At 64.2% G+C, this 18,076-nt stretch carries 16 protein-coding genes; 5 read left to right on the top strand and 11 right to left on the bottom strand.

Annotated elements, in window-relative coordinates; all coding sequences use genetic code 11:
- Positions 1-2: 2 nt before the first annotated feature.
- The 5 genes from ACY65G_RS25975 to ACY65G_RS25955 form a co-directional block, all read right to left on the bottom strand.
- A complete protein-coding gene (locus tag ACY65G_RS25975) occupies positions 3-713 on the bottom strand; it encodes a succinate dehydrogenase iron-sulfur subunit (RefSeq protein WP_464995882.1) in 711 nt (236 codons plus the stop codon).
- An 11-nt stretch (positions 714-724) separates the two neighbouring features.
- The gene (sdhA, locus tag ACY65G_RS25970; RefSeq protein ID WP_464995883.1) at positions 725-2,503 is read right to left on the bottom strand and encodes a succinate dehydrogenase flavoprotein subunit; all 1,779 of its coding nucleotides are present in this window, start codon (positions 2,501-2,503) and stop codon (positions 725-727) included.
- A gap of 3 nt (positions 2,504-2,506) precedes the next feature.
- On the bottom strand, positions 2,507-2,869 hold the full coding sequence (gene sdhD / locus ACY65G_RS25965; RefSeq protein WP_130188206.1) for a succinate dehydrogenase, hydrophobic membrane anchor protein: 363 nt from the start codon (positions 2,867-2,869) through the stop codon (positions 2,507-2,509).
- 1 nt (position 2,870) lies between these two features.
- Positions 2,871-3,293 carry a succinate dehydrogenase, cytochrome b556 subunit gene (gene sdhC, locus ACY65G_RS25960; protein WP_465000164.1) on the bottom strand — a complete coding sequence of 141 codons (423 nt, stop codon included), beginning with the start codon at positions 3,291-3,293 and terminating at the stop codon, positions 2,871-2,873.
- A 323-nt stretch (positions 3,294-3,616) separates the two neighbouring features.
- The gene (locus ACY65G_RS25955) at positions 3,617-4,456 is read right to left on the bottom strand and encodes a GntR family transcriptional regulator (protein WP_465000163.1); all 840 of its coding nucleotides are present in this window, start codon (positions 4,454-4,456) and stop codon (positions 3,617-3,619) included.
- Positions 4,457-4,883: 427 nt separating this feature from the next.
- Here ACY65G_RS25955 and ACY65G_RS25950 point away from each other — a divergent pair, with 427 nt between their 5' ends.
- The 5 genes from ACY65G_RS25950 to ACY65G_RS25930 all read left to right on the top strand — a co-directional run bounded on the left by ACY65G_RS25950 (position 4,884) and on the right by ACY65G_RS25930 (position 11,908).
- The gene (locus tag ACY65G_RS25950) at positions 4,884-5,873 is read left to right on the top strand and encodes a malate dehydrogenase (RefSeq protein ID WP_465000162.1); all 990 of its coding nucleotides are present in this window, start codon (positions 4,884-4,886) and stop codon (positions 5,871-5,873) included.
- A 101-nt stretch (positions 5,874-5,974) separates the two neighbouring features.
- A complete protein-coding gene (locus tag ACY65G_RS25945) occupies positions 5,975-6,976 on the top strand; it encodes an HpcH/HpaI aldolase/citrate lyase family protein (RefSeq protein WP_465000161.1) in 1,002 nt (333 codons plus the stop codon).
- Positions 6,976-7,608, top strand: a complete 633-nt coding sequence (locus ACY65G_RS25940; RefSeq protein WP_465000160.1) for a hypothetical protein — start codon at positions 6,976-6,978, stop codon at positions 7,606-7,608. Before ACY65G_RS25945 ends, ACY65G_RS25940 begins: the two co-directional genes overlap by 1 nt.
- Before the next feature lie 82 nt (positions 7,609-7,690).
- Positions 7,691-10,402, top strand: coding sequence for an aconitate hydratase AcnA (acnA, locus tag ACY65G_RS25935; RefSeq protein WP_465000159.1), 2,712 nt, complete (start codon positions 7,691-7,693; stop codon positions 10,400-10,402).
- A 240-nt stretch (positions 10,403-10,642) separates the two neighbouring features.
- On the top strand, positions 10,643-11,908 hold the full coding sequence (locus ACY65G_RS25930; RefSeq protein WP_465000158.1) for a DUF2863 family protein: 1,266 nt from the start codon (positions 10,643-10,645) through the stop codon (positions 11,906-11,908).
- 60 nt (positions 11,909-11,968) lie between these two features.
- On the opposite strand, the gene ACY65G_RS25925 is transcribed toward ACY65G_RS25930, so the two are convergent.
- The 6 genes from ACY65G_RS25925 to ACY65G_RS25900 all read right to left on the bottom strand — a co-directional run bounded on the left by ACY65G_RS25925 (position 11,969) and on the right by ACY65G_RS25900 (position 18,007).
- On the bottom strand, positions 11,969-12,316 hold the full coding sequence (locus tag ACY65G_RS25925) for a hypothetical protein (protein ID WP_465000157.1): 348 nt from the start codon (positions 12,314-12,316) through the stop codon (positions 11,969-11,971).
- 5 nt (positions 12,317-12,321) lie between these two features.
- Positions 12,322-12,789: a hypothetical protein gene (locus ACY65G_RS25920; protein ID WP_465000156.1), complete on the bottom strand. Its 468-nt coding sequence runs from the start codon at positions 12,787-12,789 to the stop codon at positions 12,322-12,324.
- A 138-nt stretch (positions 12,790-12,927) separates the two neighbouring features.
- Positions 12,928-13,392: a CYTH domain-containing protein gene (locus tag ACY65G_RS25915; protein ID WP_465000155.1), complete on the bottom strand. Its 465-nt coding sequence runs from the start codon at positions 13,390-13,392 to the stop codon at positions 12,928-12,930.
- A complete protein-coding gene (locus tag ACY65G_RS25910) occupies positions 13,392-14,516 on the bottom strand; it encodes a M14 family metallopeptidase (protein WP_465000154.1) in 1,125 nt (374 codons plus the stop codon). Before ACY65G_RS25910 ends, ACY65G_RS25915 begins: the two co-directional genes overlap by 1 nt.
- Positions 14,517-14,896: 380 nt before the next feature.
- Entirely contained in the window at positions 14,897-16,360 is a 1,464-nt protein-coding gene (locus ACY65G_RS25905) for a catalase (protein ID WP_465000153.1), read from the bottom strand.
- Between the two features lie 141 nt (positions 16,361-16,501).
- The gene (locus tag ACY65G_RS25900; protein WP_465000152.1) at positions 16,502-18,007 is read right to left on the bottom strand and encodes an acetyl-CoA hydrolase/transferase family protein; all 1,506 of its coding nucleotides are present in this window, start codon (positions 18,005-18,007) and stop codon (positions 16,502-16,504) included.
- Between the last annotated feature and the right edge of the window lie 69 nt (positions 18,008-18,076).

The following is an 18,076-nucleotide window of genomic DNA, read 5'->3' as shown; positions in this document are numbered from 1 at the left end:
GATCAGATCGCGCGGCGGACCATCAGTTCCTTGATCTTGCCGATGGCCTTGTTCGGGTTCAGGCCCTTCGGACAGACGTCCACGCAGTTCATGATCGAGTGGCAGCGGAACAGGCGGTACGGGTCTTCCAGGTTGTCCAGGCGCTGGCCGGTGGCTTCGTCGCGCGAGTCGGCGATGAAGCGGTAGGCCTGCAGCAGGCCCGCCGGGCCCACGAACTTGTCCGGATTCCACCAGAACGACGGGCACGACGTGGAGCAGCACGCGCACAGGATGCATTCGTACAGGCCGTCCAGTTCCTCGCGCTCGGCCGGCGTCTGCAGGCGTTCCTTCTCGGGCGGGATCGACTCGTTGATCAGGAACGGCTTGATCGACTCATACTGCTTGAAGAACTGCGTCATGTCCACGATCAGGTCGCGGATCACCGGCAGGCCCGGCAACGGGCGCAGGATGATCGGTTCGGACAGTTCGTTCAGGTTCGTCGTGCACGCCAGGCGGTTCTTGCCGTTGACGTTCATCGCGTCCGACCCGCACACGCCTTCGCGGCACGAGCGGCGCAGCGCCAGCGAATCGTCCACGTCGGACTTGATGCGCTGCAGCGCGTCCAGCAGCATCTTGTCGGTGTCCTTCAGCTCGACCGTCAGGTCCTGCATGTAGGGCTTGGCATCCTTGTCCGGATCGTAGCGGTAGATCTTGAATTTGAGAGTACGTGCCATGTTTTGCTACCTTAGAAAGTGCGTGCTTTGGGCTTGAAGGTTTCCACCGTCAGCGGCTTGGTGACGACCGGCTTGTACTCCAGGCGGCAGCCTTCGGAGAACCACAGCGTGTGCTTCATCCAGTTTTCGTCGTCGCGGTTCGGGAAATCGCTGTGCGCGTGCGCGCCGCGCGATTCCTTGCGGGCCACCGCGGAGGTGATCGTGGCCTTGGCCGTCTCGATCAGGTTGTCCAGCTCCAGCGCTTCGACGCGGGCGGTATTGAACACCTTCGACTTGTCCTTGAACGACACGTGCTTGCGGCGCTCGTCGAGCTTCATGATCTCGTCGAAGCCCGCTTTCAGCAGCTCGTCGGTACGGAACACGCCGCAGTATTTCTGCATCGTGGCGCGGATGTCGTTGGCCACGCCCTGCACCTTTTCGGAACCGGTCGAGGTTTCCAGGCGGTTCAGGCGGTCCATCGCGAAGTCCGATGCGTCCTTCGGCAGATCCTTGTGTTCCTTCGCCTTCAGGTTCGAGGCGACGACATGGTTGCCGGCCGCGCGGCCGAACACCACCAGGTCGAGCAGCGAGTTCGTGCCCAGGCGGTTCGCGCCGTGCACCGACACGCAGGCGCATTCGCCGATCGCGTACAGGCCGCCCACGATCTTCTGCGAGCCGTCGGCCGACGGTGCCACGACCTGGCCATGGATATTGGTCGGGATGCCGCCCATCTGGTAGTGGATCGTCGGCACGACCGGGATCGGTTCCTTCGTCGCATCCACGTTGGCGAACTTGTGGCCGATTTCCAGGATCGACGGCAGGCGCTTCTCGATCGTCTCCTTGCCGATGTGGCGCAGGTCGAGCAGCACGTGGTCCTTGTTCGGGCCCACGCCGCGGCCTTCCTTGATTTCCTGGTCCATCGAGCGCGACACGAAGTCGCGCGGCGCCAGGTCCTTCAAGGTCGGCGCATAGCGCTCCATGAAACGCTCGCCCTGCGAGTTGATCAGGATGCCGCCTTCGCCGCGCACGCCTTCGGTGATCAGGACGCCCGCGCCGGCCACGCCGGTCGGGTGGAACTGCCAGAACTCCATGTCCTGCAGCGGCAGGCCGGCGCGTGCCGCCATGCCCATGCCGTCGCCGGTGTTGATGAACGCGTTGGTCGATGCGGCGAAGATACGGCCGGCACCACCGGTGGCGAAGATCGTCGTCTTCGCCTGCAGGATCATCACGTCGCCCGTTTCCATTTCCAGCGCGACCACGCCGATCACGTCGCCTTCGCTATCGCGGATCAGGTCCAGCGCCATCCATTCGACGAAGAAGTGGGTGCGCGCGCGGACATTGCGTTGATAAAGCGTGTGCAGCAGCGCGTGGCCGGTACGGTCGGCCGCGGCGCAGGCGCGCTGCACGGCCTTCTCGCCGAAGTTCGCGGTATGGCCGCCGAACGGGCGCTGGTAGATCGTGCCGTCGGGGTTGCGGTCGAACGGCATGCCGAAGTGTTCGAGTTCATACACGACCTTCGGGGCTTCGCGGCACATGAATTCGATCGCGTCCTGGTCGCCCAGGTAGTCGCCGCCCTTGACGGTGTCGAACATGTGCCAGAACCAGTTGTCCTCGGCCATGTTGCCCAGCGAAGCACCGATGCCGCCCTGTGCGGCCACCGTGTGCGAACGGGTGGGGAAGACTTTCGACAGCACGGCCACGTTCAGGCCGGCTTCTGCCAGTTGCAGGGAGGCGCGCATGCCGGAACCGCCGGCGCCGACGATCACCGCGTCGAAGCGGCGTACCGGGATGGAAGATTTGATTGCTGCCACGATTTACACACTCCAGAGGATCTGCACCGACCACACGGCGCACGCGATCAGCCACATGGCCGACGCGGTTTGAATGAGGAAGCGAACGCCCACGTTCTTGATGTAGTCCTGGTAGACGGACACGACGCCGACCCAGGCGTGGTAGAACAGGCCGATCAGCGTGGCCAGGGTGAACAGCTTGAACCATGTCTGGGCGAACAGGCCGGCCCAGCCCTCGTAGGAGAAGTTATTGCCGGTCAGGAAAGCGCCCAGCAGCACGACGGTGTATACCACCATCACGATGGCGGTGGCGCGCTGCGCGAGGAACTCGCCCAGGCCGTAGTGGGCGCCGACGACGAGGCGCTTCGGTCCGATATTGTTTTTCATCTCAGAACACTCCGAACAGTTTCAGGGCGACCAGGAACGTCACGACCAGGCTGATGGCCAGCACGGCGACCGACGTCTTGCGGGCGGAATCCTTGTCCAGGCCCACGTGGGTATCCATCACCAGGTGGCGGATGCCGGCGCAGAAGTGGTGCATGTAGCCCCACACCATGGCCAGGATGACCAGCTTCGTGAACGGATGCTGGGCGATGCCCTGGAAGTGCGCGAAGGAGATCTCGGAACGGATGCTTTCCTGCAGCAGGTACAGGATGAACGGCAGCAGCACGAACAGCAGCATGCCGCTGATGCGGTGCAGGATCGACACGATGGCCGACAACGGCATGCGGTACTGGCCCAGCTCACCGATGTGGATGTTGCGGTATTCCCGGCGCGGCTTGCGCCGGGGGTCCTTGATGGCTTCAGTCATGGCTTACCTCCCCTTGAGTCTTGCTTGTTATCAGTCGCTATCAGTTGCTATTAGCTGCCTAAGCGCTGGCTGGTCGCCGCAACAGGCCATCCCTTGCTCACCGTGACTTTCCCGTCACTTGTTCATGTCTTCTGTTGCTTATTTTCTGCTTACTTGCTGCTTATTCGCAGCAACTTTGCGTAACGACAATGATGAGACTGCGATTGTTACCCATTTCCCCACAACGACCAATATCTATTCTTACATAACACCAAATTTTTGCTGCACCGCTCCATTCGTTTGCGCTGCCCATCGATTTTTTGGGTGCACAGCGCTCCGGATCGTCAATTCAAGTCATTCTGGTAGTGGTGGCGGCTGGTCAGATACAGGCCGCGGCGCAGCTCCACCGGTTTGTCGCCGTACGTGAATGACACCCGTTCGGCTGAAAGGAGAGGCGAGCCCGCCTCCACATGGAGCAGCGCGGCATCTTCGGCGCCCGCCAGCACGGCGCGCACCTTCTCGTCGGCGCGGATCATCCGCGTGCCGAACTCGGATTCGAACAGGCCGTACATCGGCCCCTTGTATTCGGACAGCCGCTCGGCCGTCAGGCCCTTGAACAGCTGGCCGGGCAGCCACAGCTCCTCGACGATCGTGGGTACGCCGTCGAACGACTGCACCCGCTTGATGTAGACCGTGGCGTCGCCGGTCTTCATGTCCAGCAACCGCGCCACATCTGCCGGGGCGCGCAGGCGCTTCACTTCGAGGAAGCGGCTTTCGGGGTAATGCGGCTGCCCCTCGTCCGGGCGCAGCCGCAGGAAACGGATATGGGCGCGCGCCTCGTGGTGGGTGGACACGAACGTGCCCTTGCCCTGCCGGCGCATCACCAGGTTGTCCGCCGCCAGTTCGTCGATCGCCTTGCGCACGGTGCCCTGGCTGACCTTGTAGCGATTGGCCAGCTCCACTTCGCTGGGAATCATTTCGCCCGGCTTCCACTCGCCCGACTGCAGGCTCTGCGTGATCAAAGCCTTGATCTGCTGGTACAGCGGAGAGAAGGTCGGCGCAGGTGCCGCGGGAGCCGGGGCGGAAGCTGGCGCGGGAGTACTCGGGGTCGCGCCCGGGGCCGGTACAGCCGGCGCGTTCGCACTGCTGCCTGGGCTGGGCTGGTTGGGCGTGACAGGATTCATAGACCGCGATTTCACCACAAAAGGAACTGTCCGTCCAGTAATAAACCGACTAAGTTATATGTCTTATATAAGACATAAGATAGCATTGACAGAAGGCTTCTACAAGCCTACACTCGCCGTCGATGTTATTCCGGGCGACGCTCCGATGGCGCACCGGACGGGATGGCATCCAGGCCCCACCGCAGGCGAAGGTTGGCGAAACCCGTGCGAGATTCGCGCGAAAATCGTTGAAATACACCCGCAAGGCTGAGCCTTTGCAAGGAACGAATTTGGTATCATTGCAGTTTTACCAGCAGGCCGCCGCTTCGGCGCGGCGCCGGTAAGGTTCTGCACCCCGGGTCTTGCAACCAGGTTCTGCGACGCAGGCCCTGCAAGCAGGTCCGGCAACCAGATCCGTCAGCTTCTTTATTCCACATGGAGATTCATCATGGCTAAAACCCCAATGCGTGTTGCCGTAACCGGCGCCGCCGGCCAGATCGGCTATTCCCTGCTGTTCCGCATCGCCAACGGCGACATGCTGGGCAAAGACCAGCCGGTCATCCTGCAACTGCTCGAGATCGACAACGAAAAGGCACAGAAGGCGCTGAAGGGCGTCATGATGGAAATCGACGACTGCGCGTTCCCGCTGCTGGAAGGCATGACCGCCCACGCCGATCCGCTGACCGCCTTCAAGGATGCCGACGTGGCCCTGCTGGTCGGCGCGCGTCCGCGCGGCCCGGGCATGGAGCGCAAGGACCTGCTGGAAGCCAACGCGCAGATCTTCACGGTGCAGGGCAAGGCGCTGGACCAGGTTGCTTCGCGCAACGTGAAAGTGCTGGTCGTGGGCAACCCGGCCAACACCAATGCCTACATCGCGATGAAATCGGCACCGAGCCTGCCGGCCAAGAACTTCACCGCCATGCTGCGCCTGGACCACAACCGCGCCCTGTCGCAAGTGGCACAGAAGACCGGCAAGCAGGTGAAGGACATCGAAAAGCTGACCGTGTGGGGCAACCACTCGCCGACGATGTACGCCGACTACCGCTTCGCCACCGTGAACGGCGAGTCCGTGAAGGACCTGATCAACGACCAGGAATGGAACGCCAACACGTTCCTGCCGACCGTCGGCAAGCGCGGCGCCGCCATCATCGAAGCGCGCGGCCTGTCGTCGGCCGCATCGGCAGCCAACGCCGCCATCGACCACGTGCGTGACTGGGTGCTGGGCACCAACGGCAAGTGGACCACGATGGGCGTGCCGTCCGACGGTTCCTACGGTATCCCCGAAGGCACGATGTTCGGCTTCCCGGTCACCACCGAGAACGGCGAATACACGATCGTGCAGGGCCTGGAAATCGACGAATTCTCCCAGGAACGCATCAACCTCACGCTGAAGGAACTGACCGAAGAGCGTGAAGGCGTGAAGCACCTGCTGCCGTAATCATCTCCCCCGTGGAACCGGTCGACAATTCGCCGCTCCACACAGCTCGCCGCGCCGCCGTCACCGGCCGCGCGGCGGTCTCTTCATCCGGAACATCCACGATGCATCCATCCGAGGTCTTATTCCAGGGCGAACGCCAGCCGCTGTTGTTGCCGGCCTGCGACCATTACGCAGGCTCCGAAAAGCTGATGCGCAAATCGATGGCCCTGCAACAAGAGCTTGGCCCCGTGTTCGACATCACGTTCGACTGCGAGGACGGCGCCGCCGCCGGCAACGAGGAAGCACATGCGCAGCTCGTAGCAAGCCTGGTCAACTCCGCCGACAACAAATTCAACCGCATCGGCGCCCGTGTGCACGACGTGTCGAGCCCGCATTTCGCGCGCGATGTCGAGATCATCGTCGGCGCCGCGGCCAGCCGCCTTGCCTACATCGTGCTGCCCAAGCCCGACAGCGTGCAGGACGTCATGAAAGCCATCGACGCCATCAACCAGCACGCCGTGAAGGCTGGCCGGGAAAACTTGCCGGTGCATGTGCTGATCGAAACGCACGGCGCGCTGCGCGGCGCGTTCGCGATCGCCGCCCTGCCCCAGGTCGAATGCCTGTCGTTCGGCATCATGGACTTCGTGTCCAGCCATTACGGCGCGATTCCCGCGAATGCGATGCGCACGCCGAACCAGTTCACGCACCCGCTGGTGGTGCGCGCCAAGCTGGAAATGGCGGCCGCCTGCCATGCGCATGGCAAGGTGCCGTCGCACAACGTCACCACCGACATCAAGGATTCGGCCGTGGTCGCGAACGACGCGCAACGCGCGCTGGCCGAATTCGGCTATACGCGCATGTGGAGCATCCACCCCAGCCAGATCAAGCCGATCGTCAAGGCGTTCGCGCCCCGGCTTTCCGAAGTGAATGAATCGGCGGCGATCCTGGGCGAGGCCGCAAAAGCCAACTGGGGGCCGATCAGCCAGCATGGCCGCTTGCACGACCGTGCGAGCTATCGCTACTATTGGACGGTGCTGCAGCGCGCCAGGCTGGCAGGCCTGAATTTGCCGGAGGCGGCAAGCGCGCTGTTGGAGCCGCAACCCAACGCAACGGAAAATACCTGATGTCCATCCTGAAATTCATCGCCGCCTGCGGCGCCGCGTGGGCGCTGGCCTGCGCCCCGGCCGCCCATGCCGCCGTCGAAACCGCGAAGCCGAAAGCGGAGGCGAAGAAAAAGCCCGCCCCGGCCGCCAAGCAGCAGTCGAAGGCAAAGTCGAATACGAAATCGAACGCGAAAGCGAAAGCCAAGCCGGCGCCCGTGGTGCCGGCCGCACCCGATCCCGAGGCGGACGAGCCCGACGTGCTGGGTTCCGCCGTGGTCGACTATGACTGCGAACTCGGCAACAAGGTCACGATCTACCAGAACACCGGCGACGAAAGCCATGTCGCCCTGCGCTGGAAAACCCGGCTGCACCGCCTCACGCGCGTGGCCACCACGACGGGTGCGCAGCGCTTCGAGAACAAGTATCACGGCCTGATCTGGATCGGCATTCCCGCCAAGGGCATGCTGCTCGATTCCAAAAAGAATCGCCAGCTGGCCAACGAATGCCGCAATGCCGAGCAGCTGAAACCGGCGGAAGCGCCGGCGGTCATCGAAGCGGCCGCAGGCAAGCCGACTTCGGCCCCTTCCGCGCCCCCGGCCACGTCGGCCGGTGCCGTACCCGCGGCGCCGGATGCGCCCAAGACACATATGTAACGCTGTAATAAAGAACAGTGCAGTAAAGAACAGCAGTACCCTCGATCAATAAATGAACCGACGCCCACCTGAAGGAGAGGTTATGTCTAGCAACACTTTCAACACGCTCAAGGATTTTCCGATTTCCGGCAAAACCAAGGGCAAGCTGTACTCCCTGCCCGCGCTGGAACAGGCCCTGGGCGCCAAGATCTCCCGTCTGCCGGTGTCGATCCGCGTGGTGCTCGAATCCGTGCTGCGTAACTGCGACGGCAAGAAAGTCACCGAAGAACACGTGAAGCAGCTGGCCAACTGGGGCCCGACCGCCGACCGCACGGACGAGATCCCGTTCGTCGTCGCCCGTGTGGTGCTGCAGGACTTCACCGGCGTGCCGCTGCTGGCCGACCTGGCCGCGATGCGCAACGTCGCCTACAAGCAGGGCGCGAACCCGAAGAAGATCGAGCCGCTGGTGCCGGTCGACCTGGTCGTCGACCACTCGGTCACGATCGACCACTTCCGCGAGCCGGGCGCGCTGGACCTGAACATGAAGCTGGAATTCTCGCGCAACAACGAGCGCTACCAGTTCATGAAGTGGGGCATGCAGGCGTTCGACACGTTCGGCGTGGTGCCGCCGGGCTTCGGCATCGTCCACCAGGTCAACCTGGAATATCTGGCGCGGGGCGTGCACAACAACAACGGCGTGTACTACCCCGATTCGCTGGTGGGCACCGACTCGCACACCACGATGATCAACGGTATCGGCGTGGTGGGCTGGGGCGTGGGCGGCATCGAGGCGGAAGCCGGCATGCTGGGCCAGCCCGTGTATTTCCTGACGCCGGACGTGATCGGCGTGAACCTGACCGGCCGCCTGCGCGAAGGCTGCACCGCGACCGACCTGGTGCTGACCATCACCGAACTGCTGCGTAAAGAGAAGGTCGTCGGCAAGTTCGTCGAATTCTTCGGCGAAGGCACCGAATCGCTGTCCGTGACGGACCGCGCCACCATCGGCAACATGGCACCGGAATACGGCGCCACGATGGGCTTCTTCCCGGTCGACGACAAGACCATCGAGTACTTCGAAGGCACCGGCCGCACGCCGGAAGAAATCGCCGCGTTCCAGGCCTACTTCAAGGCCCAGGGCATGTATGGCGTGGCCAAGGCCGGCGAACTCGATTTCACCCGCGAAGTGAACCTGGACCTGTCGACGGTGACGCCGTCGCTGGCCGGCCCGAAGCGCCCGCAGGACCGTATCGAGATCGGCAACGTGAAGTCCACCTTCACCGACCTGTTCTCCAAGCCGACCACGCAGAACGGCTTCAACAAGAACCCGGCCGACCTGACCACCGCATATGAAACGACGAACGGCGTGCAGGTGAAGAATGGCGACATCCTGATCGCCGCGATCACCTCGTGCACCAACACGTCGAACCCGAGCGTGCTGCTGGCCGCCGGCCTGCTGGCCAAGAAAGCCGTGGAAGCCGGCCTGACCGTGGCACCGCACATCAAGTCGTCGCTGGCTCCCGGCTCGCGCGTCGTCACCGAGTACCTGGAAGCGGCCGGCCTGCTGCCTTACCTGGACAAGCTGGGCTTCGGCGTGACCGCCTACGGCTGCACCACCTGCATCGGCAACGCGGGCGACCTGACCCCGGAACTGAACGCCGCGATCACCAGCAACGACATCGTGGCTGCCGCCGTGCTGTCCGGTAACCGCAACTTCGAAGCACGTATCCACCCGAACATCCGCGCCAACTTCCTGGCATCGCCACCGCTGGTCGTCGCCTACGCGATCGCCGGCAACGTGACGCGCGACCTGATGACCGAGCCGGTCGGCAAGGGCGCCAATGGCCGCGACGTGTACCTGGGCGACATCTGGCCGACCTCCGCCGAGATCGAATCGCTGATGAAGTTCGCGATGAACTCGGATGTGTTCAAGGCCAACTACGCCCAGGTGAAGAGCAACCCGGGCAAGCTGTGGGAAGCCGTGTCGTCCGTCGAAGGCCAGGTCTACAACTGGCCTGACTCGACGTACATCGCCGAGCCGCCATTCTTCGAGAACTTCGAAATGACCCCGCCCGCTTCCGACAGCGCCAACATCACCGGCGCCCGCGCGCTGGGCGTGTTCGGCGACTCGATCACCACCGACCACATCTCCCCGGCCGGCTCGATCAAGGAAGACGGCCCGGCCGGCAAGTGGCTGAAGGAAAACGGCGTGATGAAGGCCGACTTCAACTCCTACGGCTCGCGCCGCGGCAACCACGAGATCATGATGCGCGGCACGTTCGCCAACGTGCGCATCAAGAACAAGATGATCCCGCCGAAGGCCGACGGTTCGGCAGTCGAAGGCGGCATCACGATCCACCAGCCGTCCGGCGAACAGCTGTCGATCTACGACGCGGCCATGAAGTACGTGGGCGAAGGCACGCCGACGATGATCTTCGGCGGCGAGGAATACGGCACCGGCTCGTCGCGCGACTGGGCGGCGAAAGGCACCCAGCTGCTGGGCGTGAAGGCCGTGATCACCCGTTCGTTCGAGCGTATCCACCGTTCGAACCTGGTGGGCATGGGCGTGCTGCCGCTGCAGTTCATCGGCAACGACAGCGTGGAATCGCTGGGCATCACCGGCAAGGAAACCTACGACCTGGTCGGCCTGGAAGGCGAGATCAAGCCGCAGCAACTGGCCACCCTGGTGATCACCCGCGAAGACGGCTCGAAGCAGGAAGCCACGGTGCTGCTGCGCATCGACACGCCGATCGAAGTCGACTACTACAAGCATGGCGGCATCCTGCCGTTCGTGCTGCGCCAGCTGCTGGCCGCGTAAGTACTCACCGCTTCGCCAAGAACGCCGGGTTTCCCCGGCGTTTTTTTTGCCTCAAAAATGGGGCGGTACGGCGGCCGCCGTCCCCATTTCCCGGGCAATGTTTCTCCAAAAATGGGGACGTACCCCATTTTTGGAGAAACATTGCTGCTACTCATCCGTCCCGCACGCTCGGACAGTCCTCGGCGAATCAACTACAATACGTTCGATAAGTTTTTCACCACTACCGAGATTGATAGCGCCATGCGTCGCCCATCCAAAGATTCATCCCCAAAATTGTCTGCCGACAGCCAGCGCCTTTCCACCCTTGCCCAGGCCGTCGGCCAGGCGGGCAGCCGTCTCGAGGAACGCAGCTGGGAGCGCGCGCTGGACGTGCAGTTGACCAAGCTGCTGAAGACGAGCCACCAGGACACCGTCGATGCCGCCCTGAACAGCCTGTTCGCCGCCGACCTGAATGCCTATGACGTGCTGATGGACAGCGTGGAAGCCGTCAGCGAATCGGCCACCATCACGGTCGAGACGGAAGGCGCGCCGGTGCAGCACGACGTGCTGCTGGTGGCGGCGCCGATCCTGGCGTGGACCCGCTATGCGATCGCGTCCGGCCCGATCCCGGCCGATGTCCTGAACACGCTGTCGGCCCACTTCTCCGCCCACCTGTTGGCGGACGGCACGAAGCTGGCCATGGCCTCGAACCTGTTCTCGATCGACCAGTTGCCGCGCACCCATGCGGAAACGTATGCCAAGATGCACAAGCTGGCCCAGGCCGCGGTGAAGGGCGTGGCCGTGAAGTCGGACGTGAAGCCGCCGGAAACGGCGCCTTTCCTGGCCGACACGCGCTACCTGATCGCCGCCATCGTGGCACCGGCCGGCGGCCCCATGTTCCGCTGGCAGATGCCGGGTGCCCACCTGCACCAGGCGGACGAACGCCGCACGGCGCTGGAATCGTGGCGCACGCAGGCCACGCCCACCGTGGCCCGCCTGCTGCCGGGCTGCGGCATCGAACTGCTGCTGCCGGAAGCCTATTACATGGCCTGCCGCGAAGCCGACAAGCTGATCCGCCCGGTATCGATCCGCGCCGCCGTCCACTACCTGACGCACACGCTGGCCTGCGAACCGGCCGACCTGCGCGCGGTCATCGCCGGCTTCGGCGAGGAATCGGCCGATGGCCAGGTGGACGAGTACCGCGTGGCGTTCACGCGCCGCTCGGATACCGACGTGATCTACGGCGTCGTCTGGCCGCTGTACGGCCAGGAAGACGAGGAAGGCACGCCGCCCGAAGGCCCGCTAGCGGGTGGCCTGGCGAACCTGCTGCAGCCGCGCACGCCGGTCGAGGAAATCGTCGAGCACCTGAGCGCGGCCGGCGTGACCGTCGTGAAGAAACTGTCGGAGCGCTACGTGGCCGAGTATTGCGACGATTGCGGCGCGCCCCTGTTCGCCGATCCTGTGGGCGAACTGGTACATGCCGAAATGCCGGAAGACGCGCCGGCCGGTACGGAACACTTCCACTGATCCACGCCGGCAAATAAAAAAACCTCGCACATGCGAGGTTTTTTTTCTCCCGGCGGAACGTCAGCGCGTCAGGTTACTGTTACCCGACGTATTGTTGCCATTGCCGGCCTTGCGGGTGTCGGCGTTCGGGTTGCCATGGCCGGACGTGTCGTCCGGCGCGGCCTTGTCCCGCCCTGCCCGGTTCGCCGTACTGCCCAGCGGCGCCGGGTCCCTGCCGGGTACCGGACGCACCTTGTCGCTGGTCTTCGGCGCCGTGGGGGCCGCCTTGCGGTTCGCTGAACTGCTGCTGGCGTCGGCATCCTGCAAGCCCACGCTGCCGGGCTTGTTCTTCAGCGCATCGCCAACGGTCGACTGGGCGGCGGCGCCACCCACCACGGCCAGACCCAGTGCGAGGATGAGCGCACGCATGGCGGTCAGCGCTTCAGCGAACCCGCCGAATTGCTTTCGGTACCCGAATTACTGCCGCTGTTCGAGCCGTTGCTCGTGCCGCCGCTTGTACCGCCGCTCGTGCCGCCGCTTGTACCGCCGCTTGTACCGCTATTGATGCCGGCGCCGGTGGCGCCGCCCGTGGTGCCGGTATTCGAGCCGCCGCTCGTGCCGCTCTCGGTGCGCGTGGCATCCATGCCCTGGCCCGGCGTGCCGGCCGCCTGGCTGCCGGTGGTCGTGCCGCCGGCCGAGGTGCCCGAGCTGGCGCCCGCTTCCTTGCCACTATGCTTGCTGCCATGCTTCTTCGATTTGGACTGCTTCGTGTCCCCGGAAGTCGCCTGGTTGCTGGAAGCGCCCTGCGCGCGCTGCGGGTCGGTAGAGTTGCTCTGGCCGCTCTGGGCATAGGCGGCGGTGGCCATCGTGGCGAGGACTGCTGCGATCAAGGTCTTGCGCATGGTAGGGCTCCTGTCATGGTCGGTACGGTCCCGATGACCGTGGACGACAAGATTAGCGTTTTCGCCATGCGCGCAGCATCGGCGCCCGCACCGTCATCCGGTCGGAGGGCTCCTACCTGCCTCGACAATAAGCCCGCTCTACCACCGCGAATACGGATGTCCGATCAGGTTGGAATTCAGGTAGCGCTTGTCGTGCGTGACCTCGGCGCCCACCCAGTCCGGCTTGTCGAACACCGTGTCCTCGGCCGGCAGTTCGATCTCCGCCACCACGAGGCCGGCGTTCACGCCGAGGAATTCGTCCACTTCCCACACGAACCCGGCGAACGGGATGCGGCGCCGGTACTTCTCGATGATCGGCTGCTCGCACAGCCGGTCGAGGAATTCGGCGGCATCGGCCATCGGCAGCGGATATTCCCACTCGCCGCGCGACACGCCGACCGCCTTGCTCTTGATCGTCATGACGGCATGGTCCCCTTCGATGCGCACGCGCACCACGCGCTCGGGGTGCGACGACAGGTAGCCCTGGCGCAGGAGGACCGGTTCGCCCTCCTTCAGCCAGCCGTCGCCCAGCACGAGGAATTTGCGTTCGATTTCGATGCCCATCAGTCGTCCAGCGAAAGGAGGATCGGTTGCAGGATCGCGGCGCCCAGCGCGGCGCTGCGCGCGCCGTTCCAGCCCACGTGCGGCACGGGCAGGTCGGCGTTGTCCTTGAACGGCATTTCCAGCGTCAGCGACAGGCAGCCGAAATGGTGGCCCACATATTTCGAGGCCAGCGTCAGCACGTCCGCCTTGTACTTGCTGATCGGGTAGCCGACGGCATCCTGGAAGTCCGGGCTGGCGTTCTTGTAGCGCTCGATGAACGCCTTCTGCGATACCCCCTGCTGCGGCGTGAACGTCTCCAGCATCTCGTTGCCGGCCACGAAGTTGTACGGCAGCGCCTCGTCACCATGGATGTCGAAGAACATGTCGACGCCGGTCTGGTGCAGCTTTTCCTTCACGCACAGCACTTCCGGCGAGCGCTCCGCCGTCGGCGTCATCCATTCGCGGTTCAAATTCGCGCCGGCCGCGTTCGTACGCAGGTTGCCGCGCACCGAACCGTCCGGGTTCATGTTCGGCACGATGTAGAACACGCAGCGCTGCAGCAGCTTGCGGGCGATCGGGTTGGCGTCGTCCAGCAGCGCATCGATCAGGCCTTCGACGAACCACTCGGCCATCGATTCGCCCGGGTGCTGGCGGGCGATGAACCAGATCTTCTTTTCCGCCGCCGGGTCCCCGATCACCACCAGGTTCATGTCGCGGCCATCGACGGAGGAACCCAGGTCGAGCACGCGCGCGACGGGATTCTCGGCCACTTCGCCCAGCAGGCGCAGGTGGCGTTCCCACGAATACGGCTCGAAGTACGCGTAGTACACGCTGTCCAGGTCGGGCGTGTGGCGGATCGTCATCACCTCGCCGTCGAACGACGTCGGCACGCGGAACCAGTTCTCGCCATCGTAGCTGGCCACCGCGTTGTAGTCCTCGAAGCCCTTGGCATAGGTTGCCTGGCCGGCATTCAGGAAGCGCAGGTTCAACCCCGTGCCGCGCACACCCTGCACGCGGAAGTGGAACCACTGGTGGATGTCTGCATGCGAATCGCTGCGCAGCTTCAGCTCGATATTGGCGGGATTCTCCGCGCTCACGACGTCGATCGCGCCGGAGTCGAAGTTCTGACTGATTTTGATGGTCATTGGGGGATCCGTTGGGTTTGGATGGCGTTATTGTCCTTGGTTTGAGTCCTGAATGCAAAAAAGGCGGACCTCACGGCCCGCCCCTTTTACCAGTTGAGCCCGTGTCCCGGTGGTGAAGCAGGGGTTTCGCGGAGCATGCTCCGCGCCTGCGTAACGGCGCTGCCTTGCAAGGCAGCGCTCCTTCCTGGCACGAGGACACGAGCTCAGCAGGTTTCTCTCATTCGAGATTCTGCCAGGTTTCTTACGGTTCGGTTGCTGCTGAGCCCGTGTCCCGGTGGTGAAGCAGGGGTTTCGCGGAGCATGCTCCGCACCTGCGTAACGGCGCTGCCTTGCAAGGCATCGCTCCTTCCTGGCACGGGGACACGGGCCCGGCAGGTGAATCAGTCGACGTTCCGCCCGCGCGCCTTCAATGCGGCGCGCACGCCGGCACCGTAGGCCCTGTCGGCCTTGTCGAAATGCCCCAGCTGACGCTGGACGATCTCGTCGGACACCTGCGACAGCGGGCCGGCCAGGTTGTCGAACAGGTTCTGCTGCTCGGCCGCGTCCAGCACGCGGAACAGGTTGCCCGCCTGCGTGAAGTCGTCGTCCGTGCCGCGCGGGTCGTACAGGCCGGCCGGGCCGTTCACCGCCATCGCCGGTTCGCCGTTGCCCAGGCCCGTGACACCCGTGCCGCCTGCCTGGATCGTGTGGTAGTTCTGCTCCGCGCCACCGTTCGTAAAGGCCATCGCGCCATCGCGCTGCTGGTTATGCACGGGGCAGCGCGGCGCGTTCACCGGCAGGTACTGGTGGTTCGTGCCCACGCGGTACAGCTGCGCGTCGTGGTAGGCGAACAGGCGGGCCTGCAGCATCTTGTCCGGCGAGTAGCCCATGCCCGGTACCACGTTGGCCGGCGACAGCGCGGCCTGTTCCACCTCGGCGTGGTAGTTGGCCGGGTTGCGGTTCAGTTCCAGCACGCCCACCTGCTGCAGCGGGAAGTCCGCATGCGGCCACACTTTGGTGAGGTCGAACGGGTTCCAGCCGGTGCGCTGCTCCCATGCGGCCAGCTCGGCTTCGGTCGCCACCTGGATCGACACGGTCCAGCGCGGGAAGTCGCCGCGGGCGATCGCGTTGAACAGGTCGCGCTGCGCGTAGTCCGGGTCTTCGCCGGCGATGCGGGTCGCATCCGCGGCGGTCAAATTCCTGATGCCCTGCTGCGTGAGGAAGTGCCACTTCACGTAGACGCGCTCGCCAGCATCGTTGACCAGGCTGTAGGTGTGGCTGCCGAAGCCGTGCATGTGGCGGTAGCCGTCCGGCGTGCCGCGGCTGGAGAACAGCGTGGTCACCTGGTGCAGGCTTTCCGGCGCCTTGCTCCAGAAGTCGAACATCATCGTGGCCGACTTCAGGTTCGTTTGCGGATCGCGTTTCTGCGTGTGGATGAAGTCCGGGAACTTGATGCCGTCCTTCAGGAAGAATACGGGCGTGTTGTTGCCCACCAGGTCCCAGTTGCCTTCCTCGGTATAGAAGCGCACCGCGAAACCGCGCGGATCGCGTTCGGTGTCGGCACTGCCCTTCTCGCCGCCCACGGTCGAGAAACGCAGGAACGTTTCCGTTTGCTTGCCGATCGCCGAGAACAGTTTCGCCTTGGAGAAGTTCGAAATGTCGTGCGTGACGGTGAATGTGCCGTAGGCGCCCGAACCCTTGGCGTGCACCACGCGCTCCGGAATGCGCTCGCGGTTGAAGTGCTGCAGCTTCTCGATCAGGTGGAAGTCCTGCAGCAGCAGCGGACCACGGGAGCCGGCGCTGGCCGAATTCTGGTTGTCGGCGACGGGAATGCCGGATGCGGTGGTGATTGGCGGCTGGCTCATGGTTGGCTCCTCAGTGGTGTGAACGTGAGGAAATTTTACGTTCAGATGCCGCATTGGAAAAGCCAATTAATTAAATCGATATGATAGCTATTCCCAATGGAAGAGCTACCCCTCCCCGTTCTCGCAGGGAGTCGTTGCTTTTCAAGCAGCACGCATATGCCGCGCGGTGCGATACCGCTCGTGCCACGACAGCGCTTCTTCCAGCACGTGCGGTGTCTGGCCGCCGCGTTGCAGCGCGCGCTCGTAATAGTCCCGCAACTGCGGGCGGTAGAACGGGTGGGCACAGCGTTCGATGATCAGCGGCGCCCGTTCGCGCGGGGCCAAACCCCGCAAATCGGCAAAGCCCCATTCAGTGACGAGCACGTCCACGTCGTGTTCCGTGTGGTCCACGTGCGCGACCATCGGCACCACGCTGGAAATGGCGCCATCCTTCGCCTCCGACTTGCTGACGAAGATCGCCAGCTCGCCGTTGCGGGCGAAGTCGCCGGAACCGCCGATGCCGTTCATCATGCTGGTGCCCCCCACGTGCGTGGAGTTGACGTTGCCGTAGATGTCAAATTCCAGTGCGGTATTGAGTCCGATGATGCCGAGACGGCGCACGATTTCGGGGTGGTTGCTGATTTCCTGCGGACGCAGCACGATCCAGTCGCGGTACTTGTCGAGATTGGCCAGAAAGCGCTCACGTACCGGTGCCGACAGGGTGATCGACGACGCCGACGCCAGTGCCAGCTGCCCCGAATCGAGCAGGGCGATCGCGCTGTCCTGCAGCACTTCGGAGTACATCGACAGGTTGTGGAACGACGATTGCGTGAGGCCATGCAGCACGGCATTCGCAATGGTGCCGATGCCGGCCTGCAGCGGCAACAGTTCGGGGCCCATGCGGCCGGCCGCCACCTCGCCTTCGAGGAAGGCCACCACGTGGCGGGCGATCGCGTCGGTCTGTTCGTCCGGCGGCAGCACGGAAGACGGGCTGTCCGGACTGTCGGTCACCACGATCGCGGCGATCCGCTCCGGGTCGACCATGATCGCGGTGGTGCCGATGCGCTGGCCCGCCTGCACGAGCGGGATCGGCTCGCGCGCCGGGCGCGGGCGCGGCACGTAGATGTCGTGCAGGCCTTCCAGCGCCATGGGCGCGGCCAGGTTCAGCTCCACGATCACGTGCCTGGCACCCTGCACGAAGCTGGCACTGTTCCCTACCGCCATCGTGGGCACAATGGCGCCATCCTCGCGGATCGCGCAGGCTTCGATGACGGCGATATCGATCTGCGGCAGCGCGCCGCTGCGCAGCTGCTCGGCCGTTTCCGACAGGTGCTGGTCGATGAACATCACCTCGCCCGTGTTGATCTTGCGGCGCAGCGATGCGTCGGCCTGGAACGGCAGCCGGCGTGCGATCACGCCGGCGTTGGCCATCATGCCGTCGCTGTCGTTGCCCAGCGAGGCTCCGGTGATCAGCGTGAGGTTCAGCGCCTGTTCGCGGGCGCGCTCGACGAGCGCGCGCGGCAGCGCCTTCGCATCCCCGGCCTTCGTGAAGCCGCTCATGCCGACCGTCATGCCGGGTTCGAACAGGCGGGCGGCCTGCTCGGCAGGCTGGATCCGGGCCAGCAACCCGGGCCGGCGGATGCGTTCCGCCACGTTGCGATCATCCATGGTGTCCTCCCCTAATCTTTATTCGATAAGCGGAGTATAGGATCGCCATTCATGGATAATATGACTTAT

This window comes from Pseudoduganella sp. jia 12, from assembly GCF_055502675.1.
This window is presented reverse-complemented; position numbering and strand designations above follow the sequence as displayed.